Source organism: Hyphomicrobiales bacterium (assembly GCA_030688605.1).
Classification (GTDB): domain Bacteria; phylum Pseudomonadota; class Alphaproteobacteria; order Rhizobiales; family NORP267; genus JAUYJB01.
Genome location: JAUYJB010000177.1, coordinates 61,102 through 76,616, shown reverse-complemented (window position 1 = coordinate 76,616; position 15,515 = coordinate 61,102). Strand labels below are relative to the sequence as shown.

At 67.7% G+C, this 15,515-nt stretch carries 17 protein-coding genes and 1 other RNA gene; 11 read left to right on the top strand and 7 right to left on the bottom strand.

Annotation, left to right across the window (positions count from 1 at the left end):
• Window positions 1–224: 224 nt before the first annotated feature.
• From Q8P46_18665 to ffs, 6 genes are all read right to left on the bottom strand, one after another.
• Window positions 225–671, bottom strand: coding sequence for a DUF2852 domain-containing protein (locus Q8P46_18665; protein ID MDP2622167.1), 447 nt, complete (start codon window positions 669–671; stop codon window positions 225–227).
• 184 nt (window positions 672–855) lie between these two features.
• The gene (locus Q8P46_18660; protein MDP2622166.1) at window positions 856–1,494 is read right to left on the bottom strand and encodes a TetR/AcrR family transcriptional regulator; all 639 of its coding nucleotides are present in this window, start codon (window positions 1,492–1,494) and stop codon (window positions 856–858) included.
• Window positions 1,495–1,537: 43 nt separating this feature from the next.
• Complete coding sequence (gene recR, locus Q8P46_18655) at window positions 1,538–2,143, bottom strand: recombination mediator RecR (GenBank protein MDP2622165.1); 606 nt, start codon at window positions 2,141–2,143, stop codon at window positions 1,538–1,540.
• A 15-nt stretch (window positions 2,144–2,158) separates the two neighbouring features.
• On the bottom strand, window positions 2,159–2,476 hold the full coding sequence (locus Q8P46_18650) for a YbaB/EbfC family nucleoid-associated protein (GenBank protein MDP2622164.1): 318 nt from the start codon (window positions 2,474–2,476) through the stop codon (window positions 2,159–2,161).
• Between the two features lie 296 nt (window positions 2,477–2,772).
• Complete coding sequence (locus Q8P46_18645; GenBank protein ID MDP2622163.1) at window positions 2,773–4,581, bottom strand: DNA polymerase III subunit gamma/tau; 1,809 nt, start codon at window positions 4,579–4,581, stop codon at window positions 2,773–2,775.
• A gap of 35 nt (window positions 4,582–4,616) precedes the next feature.
• Window positions 4,617–4,714, bottom strand: an RNA gene (ffs, locus tag Q8P46_18640) — signal recognition particle sRNA small type.
• Window positions 4,715–4,806: 92 nt separating this feature from the next.
• On the opposite strand from ffs, the gene nudC reads away from it, so the two are divergent.
• Genes nudC through kdsB form a run of 3 tightly spaced genes read left to right on the top strand, consistent with a single transcriptional unit; the run spans window position 4,807 to window position 6,842 of the window.
• Complete coding sequence (nudC, locus tag Q8P46_18635; protein MDP2622162.1) at window positions 4,807–5,733, top strand: NAD(+) diphosphatase; 927 nt, start codon at window positions 4,807–4,809, stop codon at window positions 5,731–5,733.
• Between the two features lie 16 nt (window positions 5,734–5,749).
• Window positions 5,750–6,052 carry a hypothetical protein gene (locus Q8P46_18630; GenBank protein MDP2622161.1) on the top strand — a complete coding sequence of 101 codons (303 nt, stop codon included), beginning with the start codon at window positions 5,750–5,752 and terminating at the stop codon, window positions 6,050–6,052.
• A gap of 40 nt (window positions 6,053–6,092) precedes the next feature.
• A complete protein-coding gene (kdsB, locus tag Q8P46_18625; GenBank protein MDP2622160.1) occupies window positions 6,093–6,842 on the top strand; it encodes a 3-deoxy-manno-octulosonate cytidylyltransferase in 750 nt (249 codons plus the stop codon).
• Here kdsB and Q8P46_18620 read toward each other — a convergent pair.
• Window positions 6,839–7,276, bottom strand: coding sequence for an OsmC family protein (locus tag Q8P46_18620; GenBank protein ID MDP2622159.1), 438 nt, complete (start codon window positions 7,274–7,276; stop codon window positions 6,839–6,841). The genes kdsB and Q8P46_18620 overlap by 4 nt on opposite strands.
• Window positions 7,277–7,553: 277 nt before the next feature.
• Between Q8P46_18620 and Q8P46_18615 the strand changes: the two genes are divergently transcribed.
• The 8 genes from Q8P46_18615 (at window position 7,554) to cobM (ending at window position 15,472) form a co-directional block, all read left to right on the top strand.
• Window positions 7,554–8,636, top strand: coding sequence for an exo-alpha-sialidase (locus Q8P46_18615; protein ID MDP2622158.1), 1,083 nt, complete (start codon window positions 7,554–7,556; stop codon window positions 8,634–8,636).
• A 26-nt stretch (window positions 8,637–8,662) separates the two neighbouring features.
• Entirely contained in the window at window positions 8,663–8,950 is a 288-nt protein-coding gene (locus tag Q8P46_18610) for a MoaD/ThiS family protein (protein ID MDP2622157.1), read from the top strand.
• Between the two features lie 292 nt (window positions 8,951–9,242).
• Window positions 9,243–10,241 (top strand): sirohydrochlorin chelatase, encoded by a 999-nt coding sequence (locus tag Q8P46_18605; GenBank protein ID MDP2622156.1) that lies wholly within the window; start codon window positions 9,243–9,245, stop codon window positions 10,239–10,241.
• A gap of 25 nt (window positions 10,242–10,266) precedes the next feature.
• Window positions 10,267–10,893, top strand: coding sequence for a precorrin-8X methylmutase (locus Q8P46_18600; protein MDP2622155.1), 627 nt, complete (start codon window positions 10,267–10,269; stop codon window positions 10,891–10,893).
• Complete coding sequence (gene cbiE, locus Q8P46_18595; GenBank protein MDP2622154.1) at window positions 10,890–12,095, top strand: precorrin-6y C5,15-methyltransferase (decarboxylating) subunit CbiE; 1,206 nt, start codon at window positions 10,890–10,892, stop codon at window positions 12,093–12,095. Before Q8P46_18600 ends, cbiE begins: the two co-directional genes overlap by 4 nt.
• A 4-nt stretch (window positions 12,096–12,099) precedes the next feature.
• Window positions 12,100–12,807, top strand: coding sequence for a precorrin-2 C(20)-methyltransferase (gene cobI / locus Q8P46_18590; protein ID MDP2622153.1), 708 nt, complete (start codon window positions 12,100–12,102; stop codon window positions 12,805–12,807).
• The gene (locus tag Q8P46_18585) at window positions 12,801–14,705 is read left to right on the top strand and encodes a bifunctional cobalt-precorrin 5A hydrolase/precorrin-3B C(17)-methyltransferase (GenBank protein MDP2622152.1); all 1,905 of its coding nucleotides are present in this window, start codon (window positions 12,801–12,803) and stop codon (window positions 14,703–14,705) included. Before cobI ends, Q8P46_18585 begins: the two co-directional genes overlap by 7 nt.
• On the top strand, window positions 14,702–15,472 hold the full coding sequence (gene cobM, locus Q8P46_18580) for a precorrin-4 C(11)-methyltransferase (protein ID MDP2622151.1): 771 nt from the start codon (window positions 14,702–14,704) through the stop codon (window positions 15,470–15,472). Before Q8P46_18585 ends, cobM begins: the two co-directional genes overlap by 4 nt.
• Window positions 15,473–15,515: the final 43 nt, after the last annotated feature.

Here is a 15,515-nt window from a genome sequence, read left to right as displayed (position 1 = left end):
AGAGCATGTTCCGCAAAAGTGGGAACCGGTTTTGCGACAAGAACAGGCTCAACCAAATGAGCATGTTCCGCAAAAGTGGGAACCGGTTTTGCGACAAGAACAGGCTCAACCAAAGAGATCGGATCGAAATCCGATTCAGATCAGGTGGATTTCGGTCGGGTGCCGTCGCCATGCAAAACGCCGGGCATCGGGATGCCCGGCGTTGGTCTGAATTGGAATTGCGGTCAGCCCTGCGGCTGCGGCGCCGGGCCCTCCGGGCCCTCGGATGCGTCCGGCGCGTCCTTCGGTCCGGAACGGCGGCGCTGGGTCATGAACTGGTCGAATTCCGCCTTGTCCTTGGCCTGGCGGAGATTGCCAAGGAAGGCCATGAATTCCTCATGCTCCTGTTCGAGCCGCTTCAGCGTCGCTTCGCGATATTCGTCGAAAGCGACATTGCCGCTCGAAGGCTGGCGTCTGCCCCAGTCGCGCCAGCGCGAACCCTTAAAGTCGCGGGCCTTCTCCTCATAGTGCCAGCGGCCGGGGCCGCGATGCGTGTGACATCCCATGCGTCCACTCCATAGCAGAAAGACCAGAAGGGCGAGGCCGACCGGCCAGAAGACAATGAAGCCGAGGATCATCAAGGCGATCCAGGCCGGCTTTCCGTATTCGTCCAATTTCGCGACGAGTTCCATTGGAGCACCCATGTTAATGTTGTTCACATTCACATATATGGCGGGGTCGCCGGGTCTGTCAAGCGAGTTCCTTTCGGCAGATTCAGAAGATGGTGCCGAGGGCTCTCGCCTTCAACCGGTGAGGCGGCAACTGATCGCCTCTCCCCGGTAGAAAGAGGTATTGCGGCGTGCCGCGCGCCAGGTCCTATTCGGCACCGAGCCCCAGCCCGCGCAGATAGACCAGCACGCCCGCCTCCAGCAGGTCCTCCGGCGTCATCGGCAGCTTGCGCCGGGCCGCGTCGCCGCGGGAAAACAGCGAGGCGATGCCGTGGGAGAGCGCCCAGACGTGCAGGCTCACCATCATCGCCGGCGGCCTGCCGGCCTTCGGCAGGGTCGCGCATATGGCTTCGGCCGCCCGCTGCAGAACGGCGAAGGCCTCCTCCGCGGCGCGGGCGAGCTCGGCGCTCAGGTCCGGCGGCAAACCCGCCTCGAACATCGCCGAATAATAGGCGGGCTCGGCGCGCGCGAAGGCGAGGTAGGCCCGTCCGACATTGTGAAAGGCGGTCAGCGGGTCGGGGTCGCCGTCGTTCCAGGCGCGCGCCAGCCCCGCCGCGAAGCGCTCGAAGCCGCGCCGCGCGACTTCCGCCATCAGCGCGTCGCGGTCGCGGTAGTGGCGGTAGGGCGCGGCCGGGCTGACGCCGGCCGACCGCGCGGCTTCCGCGAAGGTGAAGCCGGCCGGCCCCTTGTCCACGATCAGCTTCAGCGCCGCCTGAACCAGCGCCTCGGGCAGGTTTCCGTGGTGGTATCCGCGCCGCGCCCGGCGGCCATGTCCGGTCCATTTCATGTAAAGGGGTTTTACATGAATCGCCTGGCCGATGTCGACAAGACTAGAATTCGGTGCGCTGCCTGACCGCGGCGGCGAGCGTGCCCTCGTCGAGATAGTCGAGCTCGCCGCCGACCGGCACGCCGTGGGCGAGCCGCGAGACCTTGACGCCGCTGCCGGCGAGAAGGTCGGTGATGTAGTGCGCCGTGGTCTGGCCCTCGACCGTGGCGTTGACGGCGAGCAGCACCTCCTTGACCTCATCGGCTCCGGCGCGCGCGATCAGGGCGGCGATGTTGAGCTCGTCCGGGCCGATGCCGTCGAGCGGCGACAGGACGCCGCCGAGCACGTGGTAGCGGGCGTCGATGGCGGCGGCCCGTTCCAGCGCCCACAGGTCGGCGACGTCCTCGACGACGCAGATGACCGAGGCGTCGCGGCGCGGATCGGCGCAGATGGCGCAGGGGTCGGCGGTGTCGATATTGCCGCAGGTCGAGCAGACGAGGATGCGCTCGCCGGCAAGCTTCAGGGCGGCGGCCAACGGCTCGAGCAGTTCGTCCTTGCGCTTGATGAGATAGAGCGCCGCGCGGCGCGCCGAGCGCGGCCCAAGCCCCGGCAGGCGCGCCAGCAGGTGGATCAGACGCTCGATCTCGGGGCCGGCGGCGCTACGGGGCATGGACGGAGAAACTGCTCAAAGGCCGAGACCCGGCGGCAGCGGCAGGCCGCCCGTCAGCGCCTTCATCCTTTCCCGCAGCTGAGCTTCAAGCTTGCGCTTGGCCTCGCCATGGGCGGCGACGATCAGGTCCTCGACGATCTCGACATCCTCGGGCTTGGCGAGGCTCGGGTCGATGGAGACGGACTTCAGGTCGCCCTTGCCCGACAGCGTGACGCGCACGAGCCCGCCGCCGGCCGCGCCCTCGACCTCGATGCGCTCGAGCTCGGCCTGCATCTCGGCCATGCGGCCCTGCAGCTCCTGGGCCTGTTTGAGCATGCTGGAGAAATTCTTGATCACGGCTCAGGCCTTTCTTTCACAGCTCATACCATCGGGTCATCGACGGTTTCTTCCCTCGCCCTCGCTCTCTAATATTCTTCTCCCCCCTTGCGGGGGAGAAAGCAAAATTAAGGTGTTAGCCGAGCTTCGCGAGGCTAACCCTTGAATTTTGCAGGAGGGGGATCGGCGGCATGTCCCCCCCTCCTGAAAAATCCAGCGCTTGGCGCCGCTGACGCGCCGCCAACGCATTGATTTTTCGTCCTCCCCCGCAAGGGAGGAGGGATGGTTGCGCGTCGACTTAAAATCATCATGCGCTAGTCATCGAAGTCATCGGGTTCATCGGGTTCATCGGGTTCATCGGCAAAGTCTCCCGGCGCGCCGTCTCCGGCAACCGGCTTGTCGCGCACATCGACGATCTCGGCGCCGGGGAAGCGGTCGAGCAGGCGGCGCACGACGGGATCGGCGGCAGCTTCCGCAAAGCGGGCCTCGCGTTTGGCGCGCGCCTCTTCGGCCAGCGTCGGCCCGCCGCGCCCGCTCGCCACCACCACCATCCAGCGCGCGCCGGTCCACAGTTTCAGGAGACCCGACAGACGGTTGGCAAGATCGGCCGGGGCGCCTTCGTCGATATCGATCTCGAGCCGTCCCGGCTCCAGGCGCACGAGCCGCACCCTCTCTTCGAGCGCGATCTTGAGCGGCAGGTCGCGCTCGGCCGCCGCCAGCGCAACGATGTCGGCAAGGCAGGCGATGGGCGTTCCTTCCTCGGGCAGCGCATCGCTGTCCGGCCGCGCCGCCATGACGGGGCGCACGTCGCCGCCACCCATGCGCGCGCCGCCCCCAGGGCCTCTCGACAAAGGAGGCGCGTTGCGCGCCTTGGCCGTGGCGCCGGCGGGTTGCCGTGCCGGCGTGGCCGGGCGGGCGGCCTGCGTCCCGTCCCCGCCGTCGCCGAGCGCCCGGATCAGCTCGTCCGGGGTCGGCAGGCCCGCCGCATGGGCAAGCCTGACCAGCACCATCTCGGCGGCGGCAAGCGGGCGGGGAGCGGTCTGGCATTCGCCGAGCCCCTTGAGCAGCATCTGCCAGCTGCGCGCCAAAACCCGGGCGTCGAGCTTTTCGGCGAAGTCCTGCGCCGCGCGGCGCTCGCCCTCGGCAAGGCTCGGGTCGCCGGCCGCCTCCGGCACATATTTGACGCGGGTAATGAAATGGGTCAGCGCCGCGAGGTCGGAAAGCACCACGGCCGGGTCGGCGCCGGCATCGTATTGCGCCTTCAGCTCCTTGAGCGCCCCAGCCACGTCGCCTGCCATCACCGCCGTGAACAGCTCGATGACGCGGGCCCGGTCGGCGAGCCCCAGCATGTCGCGCACCTCTTCCGCCGCGACCCTGCCCGCAGCATGGGCGATCGCCTGGTCGAGGATCGACAGCGCGTCGCGGGCCGAGCCCTCCGCCGCCCGGGCGATCAGCGCCAGCGCCTCTTCGTCGGCCTCGACCTTCTCCTTGGCGAGGATGTCCCTGAGGAAGGCCGCCAGCACGCCAGAGTCGATGCGGCGCAGATCGAAGCGCTGGCAGCGCGACAGAACGGTGATCGGCACTTTTCGGATCTCGGTGGTGGCGAAGATGAACTTGACGTGCTCGGGCGGCTCTTCCAGCGTTTTCAGCAGGCCGTTGAAGGCCTGCTTGGAGAGCATGTGCACCTCGTCGATGATATAGACCTTGGTGCGCGCCGAGACCGGCCGGTAGCGGGCGCTCTCGATGATCTCGCGGATGTCGTCGATGCCGGTATGGGAGGCGGCATCGAGCTCGACCACGTCGACATGGCGCGATTCCATGATCGCCTGGCAATGCTCGCCGGGCTCGTCCATGTGGACGGTCGGCGCGTCCGCCTTTCCGGGCAGCGAATAGTTGAGGGCGCGGGCGATGATCCGCGCCGTCGTCGTCTTGCCGACGCCGCGCACGCCGGTCAGCATGTAGGCCTGGGCGATGCGGCCGGTGTCGAAGGCGTTGGTCAGCGTCCGCACCATGGCGTCCTGGCCGATCAGCTCGTCGAAGGTCTGCGGCCGGTACTTGCGCGCCAGCACGCGATAGGGCGTGCCCGCCGCGCGGGTCTCGCCGGTCGATGGTACGTCGGTCATTCGGCCTCCCCGGCCCCGGACCTTTTCGGCGCCCCGGTGGGAGGCTGGACGACAACCCGTGCCGGTCTCGTTGGGGCTGCTTCCTTCCGGACCTGACCCGGTTGGCGAGCGGCTCGTCCGCCGCCAACCTCCCGCGCCCTATATCGGCCATCGCGGGGTGAAGCGCAAGCGTGTGACCATTTCCCGCTTCAAGCCTGGCCATGGCCGGGCTATGACAGGGTGTCCATGAGCGACCACCGGCACATCTTCACCGGCCACGGGCTTGACCGGGCAACCGACAGGCGCACCGATCAGGCCTGGATCGAGGCACTGCGGGCGCAGCCGGAAGCGCGCTTCCTGGTGTTCCAGAAGACCCGCCCGCTGGTTCATCTCGACACCGGCGGCGGCGTCACCCAGCCGGTTTTCCTGAGCGCCGAGGCGCTCGACCGGATCGGGCCCGGCGCCGCGGCCAAGGCGCTGTTTCTCGGCCTCGATGCCGCCGGCACGCCGCTCTTCGCCCACGCGCTGCCCGACGACGCCGTCGTCTGCGGCGATGGGGCATTCGAGGATGTGCGCGTCCTCGGCATTCAAGCGCGGATCGCGCCCGAGCCGCTCGCCCGCATCGGCCTTGCCAAGTCGCTCCTGGAGTGGCACCGCCACCACGCCTTCTGCGCCAATTGCGGCACCGCGACGGAGGTCGCCGACGGCGGCGCCAAACGCATCTGCCCTTCCTGCGATCGCTGGCATTTTCCCCGCGTCGACCCGGTCGCCATCATGCTCGTCCACCGCGGCGAGAAATGCCTGCTCGCCCGCCAGCGCCATTTCACCCGCAATTTGTATTCGGCACTCGCCGGCTTCATCGAGCCCGGCGAATCGCTGGAAGAGTCCGTGCGCCGCGAGGTCCTGGAGGAGGCCGGCATCAGGGTCGGCGAGGTTCGCTACCATTCGAGCCAGCCCTGGCCGTTTCCGTCCGCCCTGATGATCGGCTGCCACGCGCGGGGGCTGAGCGATGACATAACCGTCGACGAGACCGAGCTGGAGGACGCCCGCTGGTTCACCCGCGATGAGGCCGGCGCAATGCTGGCCCAGAGCCATTCCGACGGGTTGTTCACGCCGTTCTCCTTCGCCATCGCGCACCATCTGGTCCGCGCCTATGTCGAAGGGAAGGTGTGATACGGACAATCCGGCTATGGCGGAAAAGATCAAAGCACTGTGGGCCGGCGAGGTCCCTTTGCCGGTGGCGTTCTGGCAATATGCCGTCTTTTACGGATTGCTGGCGAATATCGTGGCGACGTTCGCCTTTGCGATGCTGGCCGCGATCGAGATGAGCCCGTGGCTGTTCATCCCGGTTTTTCTCTTGCCCGTTCCCTATAACGTCTTAATGATCGTTGCCGTCTGGCGCAGCGCCGCCCGCTATCAGGGGCCGCGGAAATGGGCGGATCTGGCACGGATCGTAACCCTGCTCGGCATGCTGCTGCTGAGCGCGACGTGAACGGAACGGATCCTATCGACGGGGGCTTTTGGAAACACCCATGCGCATTCACACGCTCATTCCGAGCCGCCTGCAAAGCACCCGGTTGCCGGGCAAGGCGCTGATGGACATCGGCGGCAAGCCGATGATCGTCCGCGCCTGGGAACAGGCCTGCAAGGCCGACCTCGGCCCGGTGACGGTGGCCTGCGGCGACGCCGAAATCGTCGAGGCCGTCAAGGCCGCCGGCGGCAAGGCCGTGCTGACCGACCCGCAGCTGCCGCGCGGATCGGACAGGGTCTGGCAGGCGCTGCAGAAGCTGATGAAAAAAGGCACGAAAAAACCCGACATCGTCATGAACGTGCAGGGCGACGAGCCGTTCTTTCCCCCCGATCTGATCGTCGAGGCGGCCAAGGCCTTCGAGCTCGGCTGGCCGGACATCGTCACCTTCTGCCATGTGACCGAGGACCCGCAAATCATCGCCAGCCCCAATTGCGTCAAGGCGGTCACCGACGCCAAGGGCCAGGCGCTTTATTTCTGCCGCGCGCCGATCCCCTACCGGGCCAAGACCGTCAAGCACCATTTCGGCTTTTACGCCTACCGCTACGAAGCCCTGGAAAAGTTCGTCCTCTCGCCGCCGACGGCGCTCGAGATCGCCGAGGATCTGGAGCAGCTTCGCGGGCTGGAGCTGGGACTGAAATATTATGTCGGCCTGACCGAGCACAAGGCGCTCGGCGTCGACACGCTGGAGGATCTGGAACGGGTACGCCGGCTCGCGGCCGTCGAACAACGGCTGCTCGAAGAAGAAGATTAACCGCTCTGGCCCAAGAGCCTCGCTTCCAGGGCGACCTCGATGGCGCCGAGCGCCTTGGAGACCGGGCACTCGGCCTTGGCCTTGTTCGCCAGCTCCTTGAATTTTTCCGCCGTTATCCCCGGCACCTTGGCGTCGAGCGTCAGACGGCTGCTCTTGATCCCCTCGCCTGGGATGATCTCAACCACCGCTTTGGCACTGAGCTCGTCGGGCGGATGGCCCTCACGGGAGAGAAAGGCGGAAAGCTGCATGGCGAAACAGCTCGCATGGGCGGCGGCGATCAGCTCGTCCGGGTTGGTGCCGGAGCGTCCCTCCTCGTCCTCGAACCGGCTGTGGGCCGAGTAGGGCTGGTCCCTGAGGGCGCCGGACTGGACGGAAACGCGCCCCTTCCCCTGCTTGATGTCTCCCTTCCAGACGGCGGATGCGTGGCGTTTCATCGTGGTCCTCCCTTTTTGCGCGAGATCGCGAATGGGAAGCATGGCCTGCCTCCCTGCTCAGGGCAAGACGTGAAATGCCCCGCTCAGGCCCATTTTCCGCCATCGTCGTTGGCGACAAGATCGGGGCCGTGACCGCGTCAACGCCGAAGCGATCACGCAATCGTCGCTTGCAGATATTGGCCCGGACAAACTACCGTCTGGCGGCGGTCGGATGCTCCAAGGCCATAGACGGACAAAGCCCGCGCAGCGGCCGTTCGGTGCGCAAGGGAGGCGGAAAATGGCGAAGAAGGTCCTCATTCTGGTAGGAACGAGGAAGGGCGCCTTTATCCTCGAAGGCAATCCGAGACGGCGTTCCTGGGAGCTCGGCGGGCCGTATTGCGAAGCCTGGCCGATCAATCACGTCATCGCCGAGGCTGCGACCGGCACCATCTATGCCGGCGGCGGCAACGAATGGTTCGGCCCGGCGGTCTGGAAATCCACCGACCTCGGCAACAGCTGGTCGCATTCGAGCGAGGGTCTCGCCTATGCCGAAGGGGAAGTTCCGATCAGATCGGTCTGGTGCGTGGCGCCGAACGGGGAAAGGCTCCATGCCGGCGTCGAGCCGGCCGGCCTGTTCGGCAGCAACGATGCGGGCCTGACCTGGCGGCACATCGACGGATTGCAGAAGCACCCCTCCCGCTCCGACTGGACGCCGGGCGGCGGCGGCCTCATCCTGCATTCGATCCTTCGTCATCCCGAAGACGAGAAGCAGCTCTGGGTCGCGGTCTCCGCCGGCGGCGTCTTCCATTCGGGCGACGGCGGCGCGAGCTGGGAGGCGCGCAACCGGGGCACGCGCAACGACTATCTTCCCGAGGGTCAGCGCTATGCCGAGCATGGCCAGTGCGTGCACTCGATCGTCATGGCGCCGGGCATGCCCGACCGTCTCTATCAGCAGAACCATTGCGGCATGTATCGCAGCGCGGACGGCGGCAAGAAGTGGGAAAGCATCGAGGCGGGCCTGCCCTCCACTTTCGGCTTTCCGTCCGCGGTCCATCCCCGCGACCCCGAGACCCTCTACCTCATCCCGCTCAACGGCGACGTGCTCGGCCGCTACGTGCCCGACGGCAAGGCGGCGGTGTGGCGCACGCGCGACGGCGGCGCGAGCTGGGAGGCCCTTCGCCGGGGGCTGCCCCAGAAGAACGCCTTTTGCGCCGTGTTGCGCCAGGCCATGGCGACCGACCCGCTCGAGCCGGCAGGGATCTATTTCGGCACCAATTCAGGCTCGTTGTTCGCCAGCATCGACGAGGGCGACAGCTGGCGGTGCATCGCCGAGCATATGCCCATCATCACCTCGATTGAGACGCTGGTTGTCGACGCGTAGAGTGCGTGGCAGGAGAGGTTTGCCCAATGCCGGACGACACCGCAGCGCCGACCGTCACGGTCGTGCTTCCCGGCGCCCTGGTGAGCCTGTTTCCGGGTTCCGTGGGAGAGGTGGAGCTTGCCGCTTCGACGGTCGGCCATATGCTCGACGCGCTGGACTCCCGCTGGCCGGGCATGCGCGACCGTCTGCGCGATTCGACGCCGCAAATCCGGCGCAACATCAACGTCTTCGTCGAAGGACGGCGGGCGACCCTCAAGACTCCACTGCCCGACGGCGCGACGGTCTACGTGCTGACGGCGATGTCCGGCGGCTGAGCGGATCGTGTTCTAGAACCGCTCTAAAGCGCATTCCGAAAAGTGGGAACCGGTTTTCGGACAAAAATGCGCGTAAAATAAAAAAGTTAGAGCGCTTTGAGTGACTCCGGTTTCACGAAATGCGCTCTAGGGCCAGGCAGCGTTCCGTTGAGGAACTGAAAGCTAGTCCGGTGCGGCCGACCCAATCAGGGGGCCAAGTCCGGAGCTGCGTTTCAAGAAAAGCCCGCCGCCGCCGGCGGGCCTCCTCACATGCGAATTCTGCCTCCCGCGCGTTCCGCACGAGGAGGCGACTATGACATCGACAGCCCAATTCGACGCCGAAGCCGGAAACCTCGGGGTTTTGGTCTGCGGCCATGGCAGCCGCGATTCCGATGCGGTCGCCGAGTTCGCGGCGCTGGTCGGCGCCCTGAAGACCCGCCTTGCGCAAGTTCCCCTCGCCCACGGCTATCTGGAGTTCGCAACGCCGATTATCGGCGACGGCCTCGACAGGCTGCGCGACGGGGGCGTCACGCGCATCCTTGCCGTGCCCGGAATGCTGTTTGCCGCCGGCCATGCCAAGAACGACATTCCGGCGCTCCTCAACGACTATGCCGCCCGCCATCCCGGCCTGCGCATCGACTATGGCCGCGAGCTCGGCATCGACGCCAAGATGCTGGGCGCGGCCGCCGCGCGTATCCAGGAGGCGCTGGCGCGGGCAGGGGATGCGGTGCCGGTGCCCGAGACGCTGCTGCTCGTGGTCGGGCGCGGCGCGTCCGACCCCGACGCCAACTCCAACGTCGCCAAGGTAATGCGCATGCTGTGGGAGGGCCTGGGCTTCGGCTGGGGCGAGACTGCCTATTCCGGCGTCACCTTCCCGCTCGTTCGCCCGGCACTGGAGCGCGCGGCAAGGCTCGGCTTCAAACGCATCGTCGTCTTTCCCTATTTTCTGTTCATCGGCGTTTTGGTGAACCGCATCTACGCCCATACCGACGAGGTCGCCGCCCTCCATCCGAAGATCGAATTCGTCAAGGCGCCCTATCTCGGCGACCACGAGCTTGTCGTCGAAACCTTCATCGAGCGGGTGCACGAGACCTTGAACGGCGACACGGCGATGAATTGCGCGCTGTGCAAATATCGCGACGCGCTTCCCGGCTTCGAGGCCGAGGTCGGCCTGCCGCAGCAGAGCCACCACCATCATGTCGAAGGCCTTGCCGCCGGGGCGCATCGCCACCATGCGCATGCGCACCGTCATCCCTATCCCCATGCCGACCACCCACTTGGACCCAGGACCCTGAAGGCCAAGGAGGGTTGAGCGCGGGATCTGAGAGGACCGGCCGATGGATTATCTACGGGATCCGGCTGAAATCTACGCCCGCTCCTTCGCCGCGATCCGGGCCGAAGCCGATCTTTCCGGCCTGCCGGCGGCGCTCGACCCGGTAGTCGTGCGCCTGATCCATGCCTGCGGCATGACCGACCTTGTTTCCGATCTGCGCTTCGACGCCGGCGTCGTGGCGGCGGCAAGACAAGCACTTTCTGCCGGCGTTCCGGTCCTGGCCGACACCGAAATGACGGCAAGAGCGATCATCCGCTCCCGCTTGCCGGCCGCAAACGAAGTGATTTGCACGCTCAACGACCCCTCGGTCCCCGATCTGGCCGCAAGGCAGGGCACCACCCGCTCGGCGGCGGCGGTCTGCTTGTGGCGGGCGCGGCTTGAAGGCGCCGTCGTCGCCATCGGCAACGCGCCGACGGCGCTGTTCGCGCTCTTGGAAGCGCTCGATGCCGGGGCGCCTCAGCCCGCGGCGATCCTCGCCTTTCCGGTCGGCTTTATCGGCGCCGCCGAATCCAAGGCCGAGCTTGCGAAAAATCCGCGCGGCGTGCACTTCCTGACGCTTCTCGGCCGGCGCGGCGGCTCGGCGCTGGCCGGCGCCGCGGTCAACGCGCTTAGCGCGGGAGAGGCCGCATGAGACCGTGGCTCAGCGTCATCGGCGTCGGCGACGACGGCGTTTCCGGCCTGCCCCCGGCGGCAAAGGCGCTTGTCGATGCGGCGGAGATCGTCGTCGGCGCGGAACGCCTGCTTGCGGGGCTTGTCCCCGAGGGCCGGGAATTGCATGTGTGGTCCTCGCCGCTGTCGCAAACGATTGCACGCATCGCCGGCTGGCGCGGCCGCGCCGTCGCGGTGCTGGCGAGCGGCGATCCGATGCATTTCGGCGTCGGCTGCACGCTCTTGCGCCATATCCCGCTTGAGGAAATGCGCGTCGTGCCGGCGCCGTCGGCCTTCGCCCTGGCGGCGGCGCGCCTCGGCTGGCCGCTGCAGGAGGTCGAATGCCTGTCGCTGCACGGCCGGCCGGCGGCACTGATCGCGCCTCTGATCGCGCCCGGCGCCCGCATCCTGGCGCTGACCGGCGGTGCCGGGACGGTGTGCGAGGTCGCCGATCTGTTGCGGCGCCGGGGCTATGGGAAGAGCCGCCTGCATGTGCTGGAGCATATGGGAGGGGCGGCCGAGCGCAGCGTCGCGCTGAGCGCCGAAGAGGTTTCCGGGCAACCCTTCGCCGAATTCAACCTGTTGGCGATCGAATGTGTCGCCGGGCCCGAAGCCGTCCTATTGCCGCGGGTGCCGGGATTGCCCGATGAAGCCTTCCGCCATGACGGCCAGATCACCAAGCGCGAGGTGCGCGCGGTGACCCTGGCGGCCCTGGGGCCCCTGCCGGGCGCGCTGCTTTGGGACGTCGGCGCCGGCTGCGGTTCGGTCGCCGTCGAATGGATGCGCGCAGCAAGGGGCGCCCGCGCAACCGCTTTCGAGCGCGACCAGAACCGCGTTTCCCTGATCGGAGAGAACGCGCGTTCACTCGGCGTGCCGGATCTAGAAATCGTGGCGGGTAAGGTGCCGGAGACGTTGCAAGGCAGGGCCCATCCGGACGTCCTATTCCACGGCGGGGCGGTGGCCGACGAGGCGGTGTTCGAGGCCTGCTGGTCGGCTTTGCCGCAAGGCGGGCGATTGGTCGCCAATTCCGTGACGCTGGAAGGGGAAGCGGCGCTGATCGCCCGCCAGGGGCGATATGGCGGCGATCTCGTCCGCATCGACATCGCTCCTCTCGCCCCGGTCGGCGGCAAGCGCGGCCTGAAGCCTCGCATGAGCGTCATGCAATGGCGCGCGGTGAAGGGTTAAGCCTATGATCGAGAAGGGAGTTCTTTACGGCGTGGGGGTCGGGCCGGGCGACCCGGAGCTTCTGACCGTCAAGGGGGCGCGGCTGATTTCCGAGGCGAATCTGATCGCCTTTCCCATCGACAAGGAAGGCGCCGCCCTGGCGCGCAAGATCGCCGCCCCGTACATCCCCCAAGGCGCCGAGGAGCTGCCGGTGCCGATCTTCAAGCGCGGCAGCGAGGGCGCGGCGCTGGACGCCTATGAAGCGGCGATTTCCGCCATTTCCGCGCGGCTCGACAAGGGCGACGACGTGGTCTTTCTGTGCGCCGGCGACCCGTTCTTCTATGGCAGTTTCATTTACGTCTTCGCCAGGCTGGCGCGGCGGCACAGAATCGAGGTTATCCCCGGCGTGACATCGCTCACCGCGGCGGCCGCCCGCCTGCGTCAGCCGCTCGCCGCCCGCGACGACGTGATCAAGGTGCTGCCGGGGACCCTCGACGACGAGCAGTTGCGGGCGGAGCTGGGGCGGGCAAAATCCGTTGCCATCATCAAGGTCGGCCGGCATTTCGACCGGCTGCGGGCGCTGTTGCGCGTCCTCGGGCTCGACGAAAAGGCGTCCGTCGTCGAGAGCGCGACGCTGGCCGAAGAACGCATCTATCCGTTGAGCGAGGTTCCCGAAGGCGCACGGCCTTATTTTTCGATGATCCTGATCTATTCCGGGAGCCCGTCATGGTGAAAGCGCCTGTTTTTGTTGTGCTTTCCCCTGGCGGGGCGGCCACCGCGCGCAGATTGCGCGAAGCGCTCGGGGAAGGCGAGATCCATGGGGCAAGCGGCCGAGTCGACGGCGTTGACGCTCACTTCGACGACACCATGACGCATCTTGCCGGCCTGTTTGCCGATCGTTCGCCGATCGTCGGCCTGTGCGCCGCCGGCATCCTCATCCGCGCTCTTGCCCGTCTGCTTTTGGACAAGCGCGCCGAGCCGCCGGTGGTGGCGGTTGCCGAGAACGGCAAGGCGGTCGTGCCGCTGCTCGGTGGCCACAGGGGGGCCAACGAACTTGCCGGCCGCATCGGCGCAGCGCTCGGCATTGCCCCGGCGATCACCACGGCGAGCGATGCGCGCTTCGGCCTGGCGCTCGACGATCCGCCCGAGGGCTGGGTCCTGGCCAACCCGCAGGATGCGAAGCCGGTCATGGCGGCGCTGCTTGCCGGCCAGAGCGCGCGGATCGAGGGCAATGCGCCGTGGCTTGCCGAGAGCGGCCTGCCGCTTTCCGGCGACGGGACGATTACGCTTATCGCGACCGAACGGCGCGTGGCCGGGGGACCGGACCGCCTGGTCTATCACCCGAAGGTGCTGGCGCTGGGGGTCGGCTGCGAACGCGGCTGCGACGGTGAGGAGTTGATCTCTCTCGTCGAGACCGTCTTGGCCGGCAACGATCTCGCCGCAGCGGCGGTCGCGCTTGTCGGCTCGCTCGACATCAAGGCCGACGAGCCGGCGATCCACACGCTTGCCGCCCATCTTGGCGTGCCGGCGCGGTTCTTCGCCGGTCAGGCGCTCGAGGCCGAAACCCCGCGCCTTGTCAACCCTTCCGAGGCCGTCCTGCGCGAGGTCGGCGTCGCCGGCGTCGCCGAGGCCGCAGCGCTCGCCGCCGTCGGGCCGCAAGGGACGCTCGTCGTCGAAAAGGTCAAGTCGAAGCGCGCCACATGCGCCGTCGCCCGGGCGGAACGGGCGCTCGATCCGGTGCAGATCGGGCGCGCCAGAGGCCGGCTTTCGATCGTCGGCATCGGCCCCGGAGCGGCCTCATGGCTGAGCCCCGAGGCGGCGCATCTGTTGCGCGCGGCGGACGTTTGGGTCGGCTACGGCGCCTATCTCGACCTTGCCGCCGGGCTCACCGGAGTCTCATCGGTCGAGGTTGGATCACCCCCTCACCCAGCTACGGGTAGGGTGAGGGGGTGGAGCGACCCGATTGAAGGTCGTTTCGGGGGCGTTCGCCTGCACCGTTTCGCGCTGGGCGAGGAGGAAGCGCGGGCGCGCCATGCCCTGGAGCTTGCCGGGCAGGGCCGCGACGTGGCGCTGGTCTCCTCCGGCGATCCCGGCATCTACGCCTTGGCGGCGCTGGTTTACGAGCTGCTCGATCCCATGACCGAGAGCGGCATCGGCGATGCCGCGCGCCGCGCCGAGATCATCGTCGCGCCGGGAATTTCCGCCTTCCAGGCGGCCGCGGCGCGGGCCGGCGCGCCGCTCGGCCACGATTTCTGTCTGATCTCGCTTTCCGACCTGCTCACCCCCTGGGGCGTCATCGAAAGCCGCGTGCGCGCCGCCGCGAAGGCCGATTTCGCGGTCTGCTTCTACAATCCGCGCTCCAAGCGCAGGCGCGACCCGCTCGACCGGGCCATGGCGATCTTGCGGCAACACCGTTCGCCGCAAACCCCGGTCGTCGTCGCCGCCCATCTCGGCAGGGAAAAGGAGCATGTGACGGTCACGACCCTCGACGCGTTCGACGCCGAAGCGGTCGACATGACGACCCTCGTCATCGTCGGCTCTTCGACCACGCGCGGTTTTGCCCGCGGCGACGGGGCGACGCGGGTCTACGCGCCGCGCGGCTACGCCGCCAAGCGGGAGGGCGCGGCGTGAGCGTGCATTTCATCGGCGCCGGGCCGGGGGCGGCCGACCTCATCACCGTGCGCGGGCTCGACCTGATTAAGCGCTGCCCGGTGTGCCTTTATGCGGGCTCCCTGGTGCCGAAGGCGGTGGTCGCCGCGGCGCCGGAAGGCGCGCTCATACGCGACACGGCCTCGATGACGCTCGACGAGATTATCGCCGAGATGGAGCGGGCGCACGCGAGGGCCGAGGATGTGGCGCGGGTGCATTCCGGCGACCCGTCGCTTTACGGCGCCATCGGCGAGCAGATGCGCCGGCTCAAGGCGCTTTCCATCCCCTTCGACGTGACCCCGGGTGTGCCGGCCTATGCCGCCGCCGCCGCCGCGCTGAAGACCGAGCTGACGCTTCCCGGCATCGCCCAGACGCTGATCCTCACCCGCACCGCGATGAAGGCCTCCGAGATGCCGGCGCGGGAGAGCCTGGAGCTGCTGGGCCGCTCCGGCGCGACGCTGGCGATCCACCTTTCGGTGCGTAATCTGCGTCATGTTCGCGAGGCGCTGACGCCGCATTACGGCGAGGACTGCCCGGTGGCCGTCGTCTATCGGGCGAGCTGGCCCGACGAGAAAATCCTGCGCGGCACGCTTGCCGACATCGCGGAAAAGGTGCGGGCGGCGAAGATCACCCGCACCGCGCTGATCCTCGTCGGTCCGGTGCTGGCCGCGCACGATTTCCGCGATTCGGCGCTCTACGACCCCGCCCACCGCCACCTGCTGCGGCCGGGGAAGAAGGCGGGGGGTTGAGCGTCAAACCGGATTTCAATCGGGCTACGCTTGCTGATTTCAC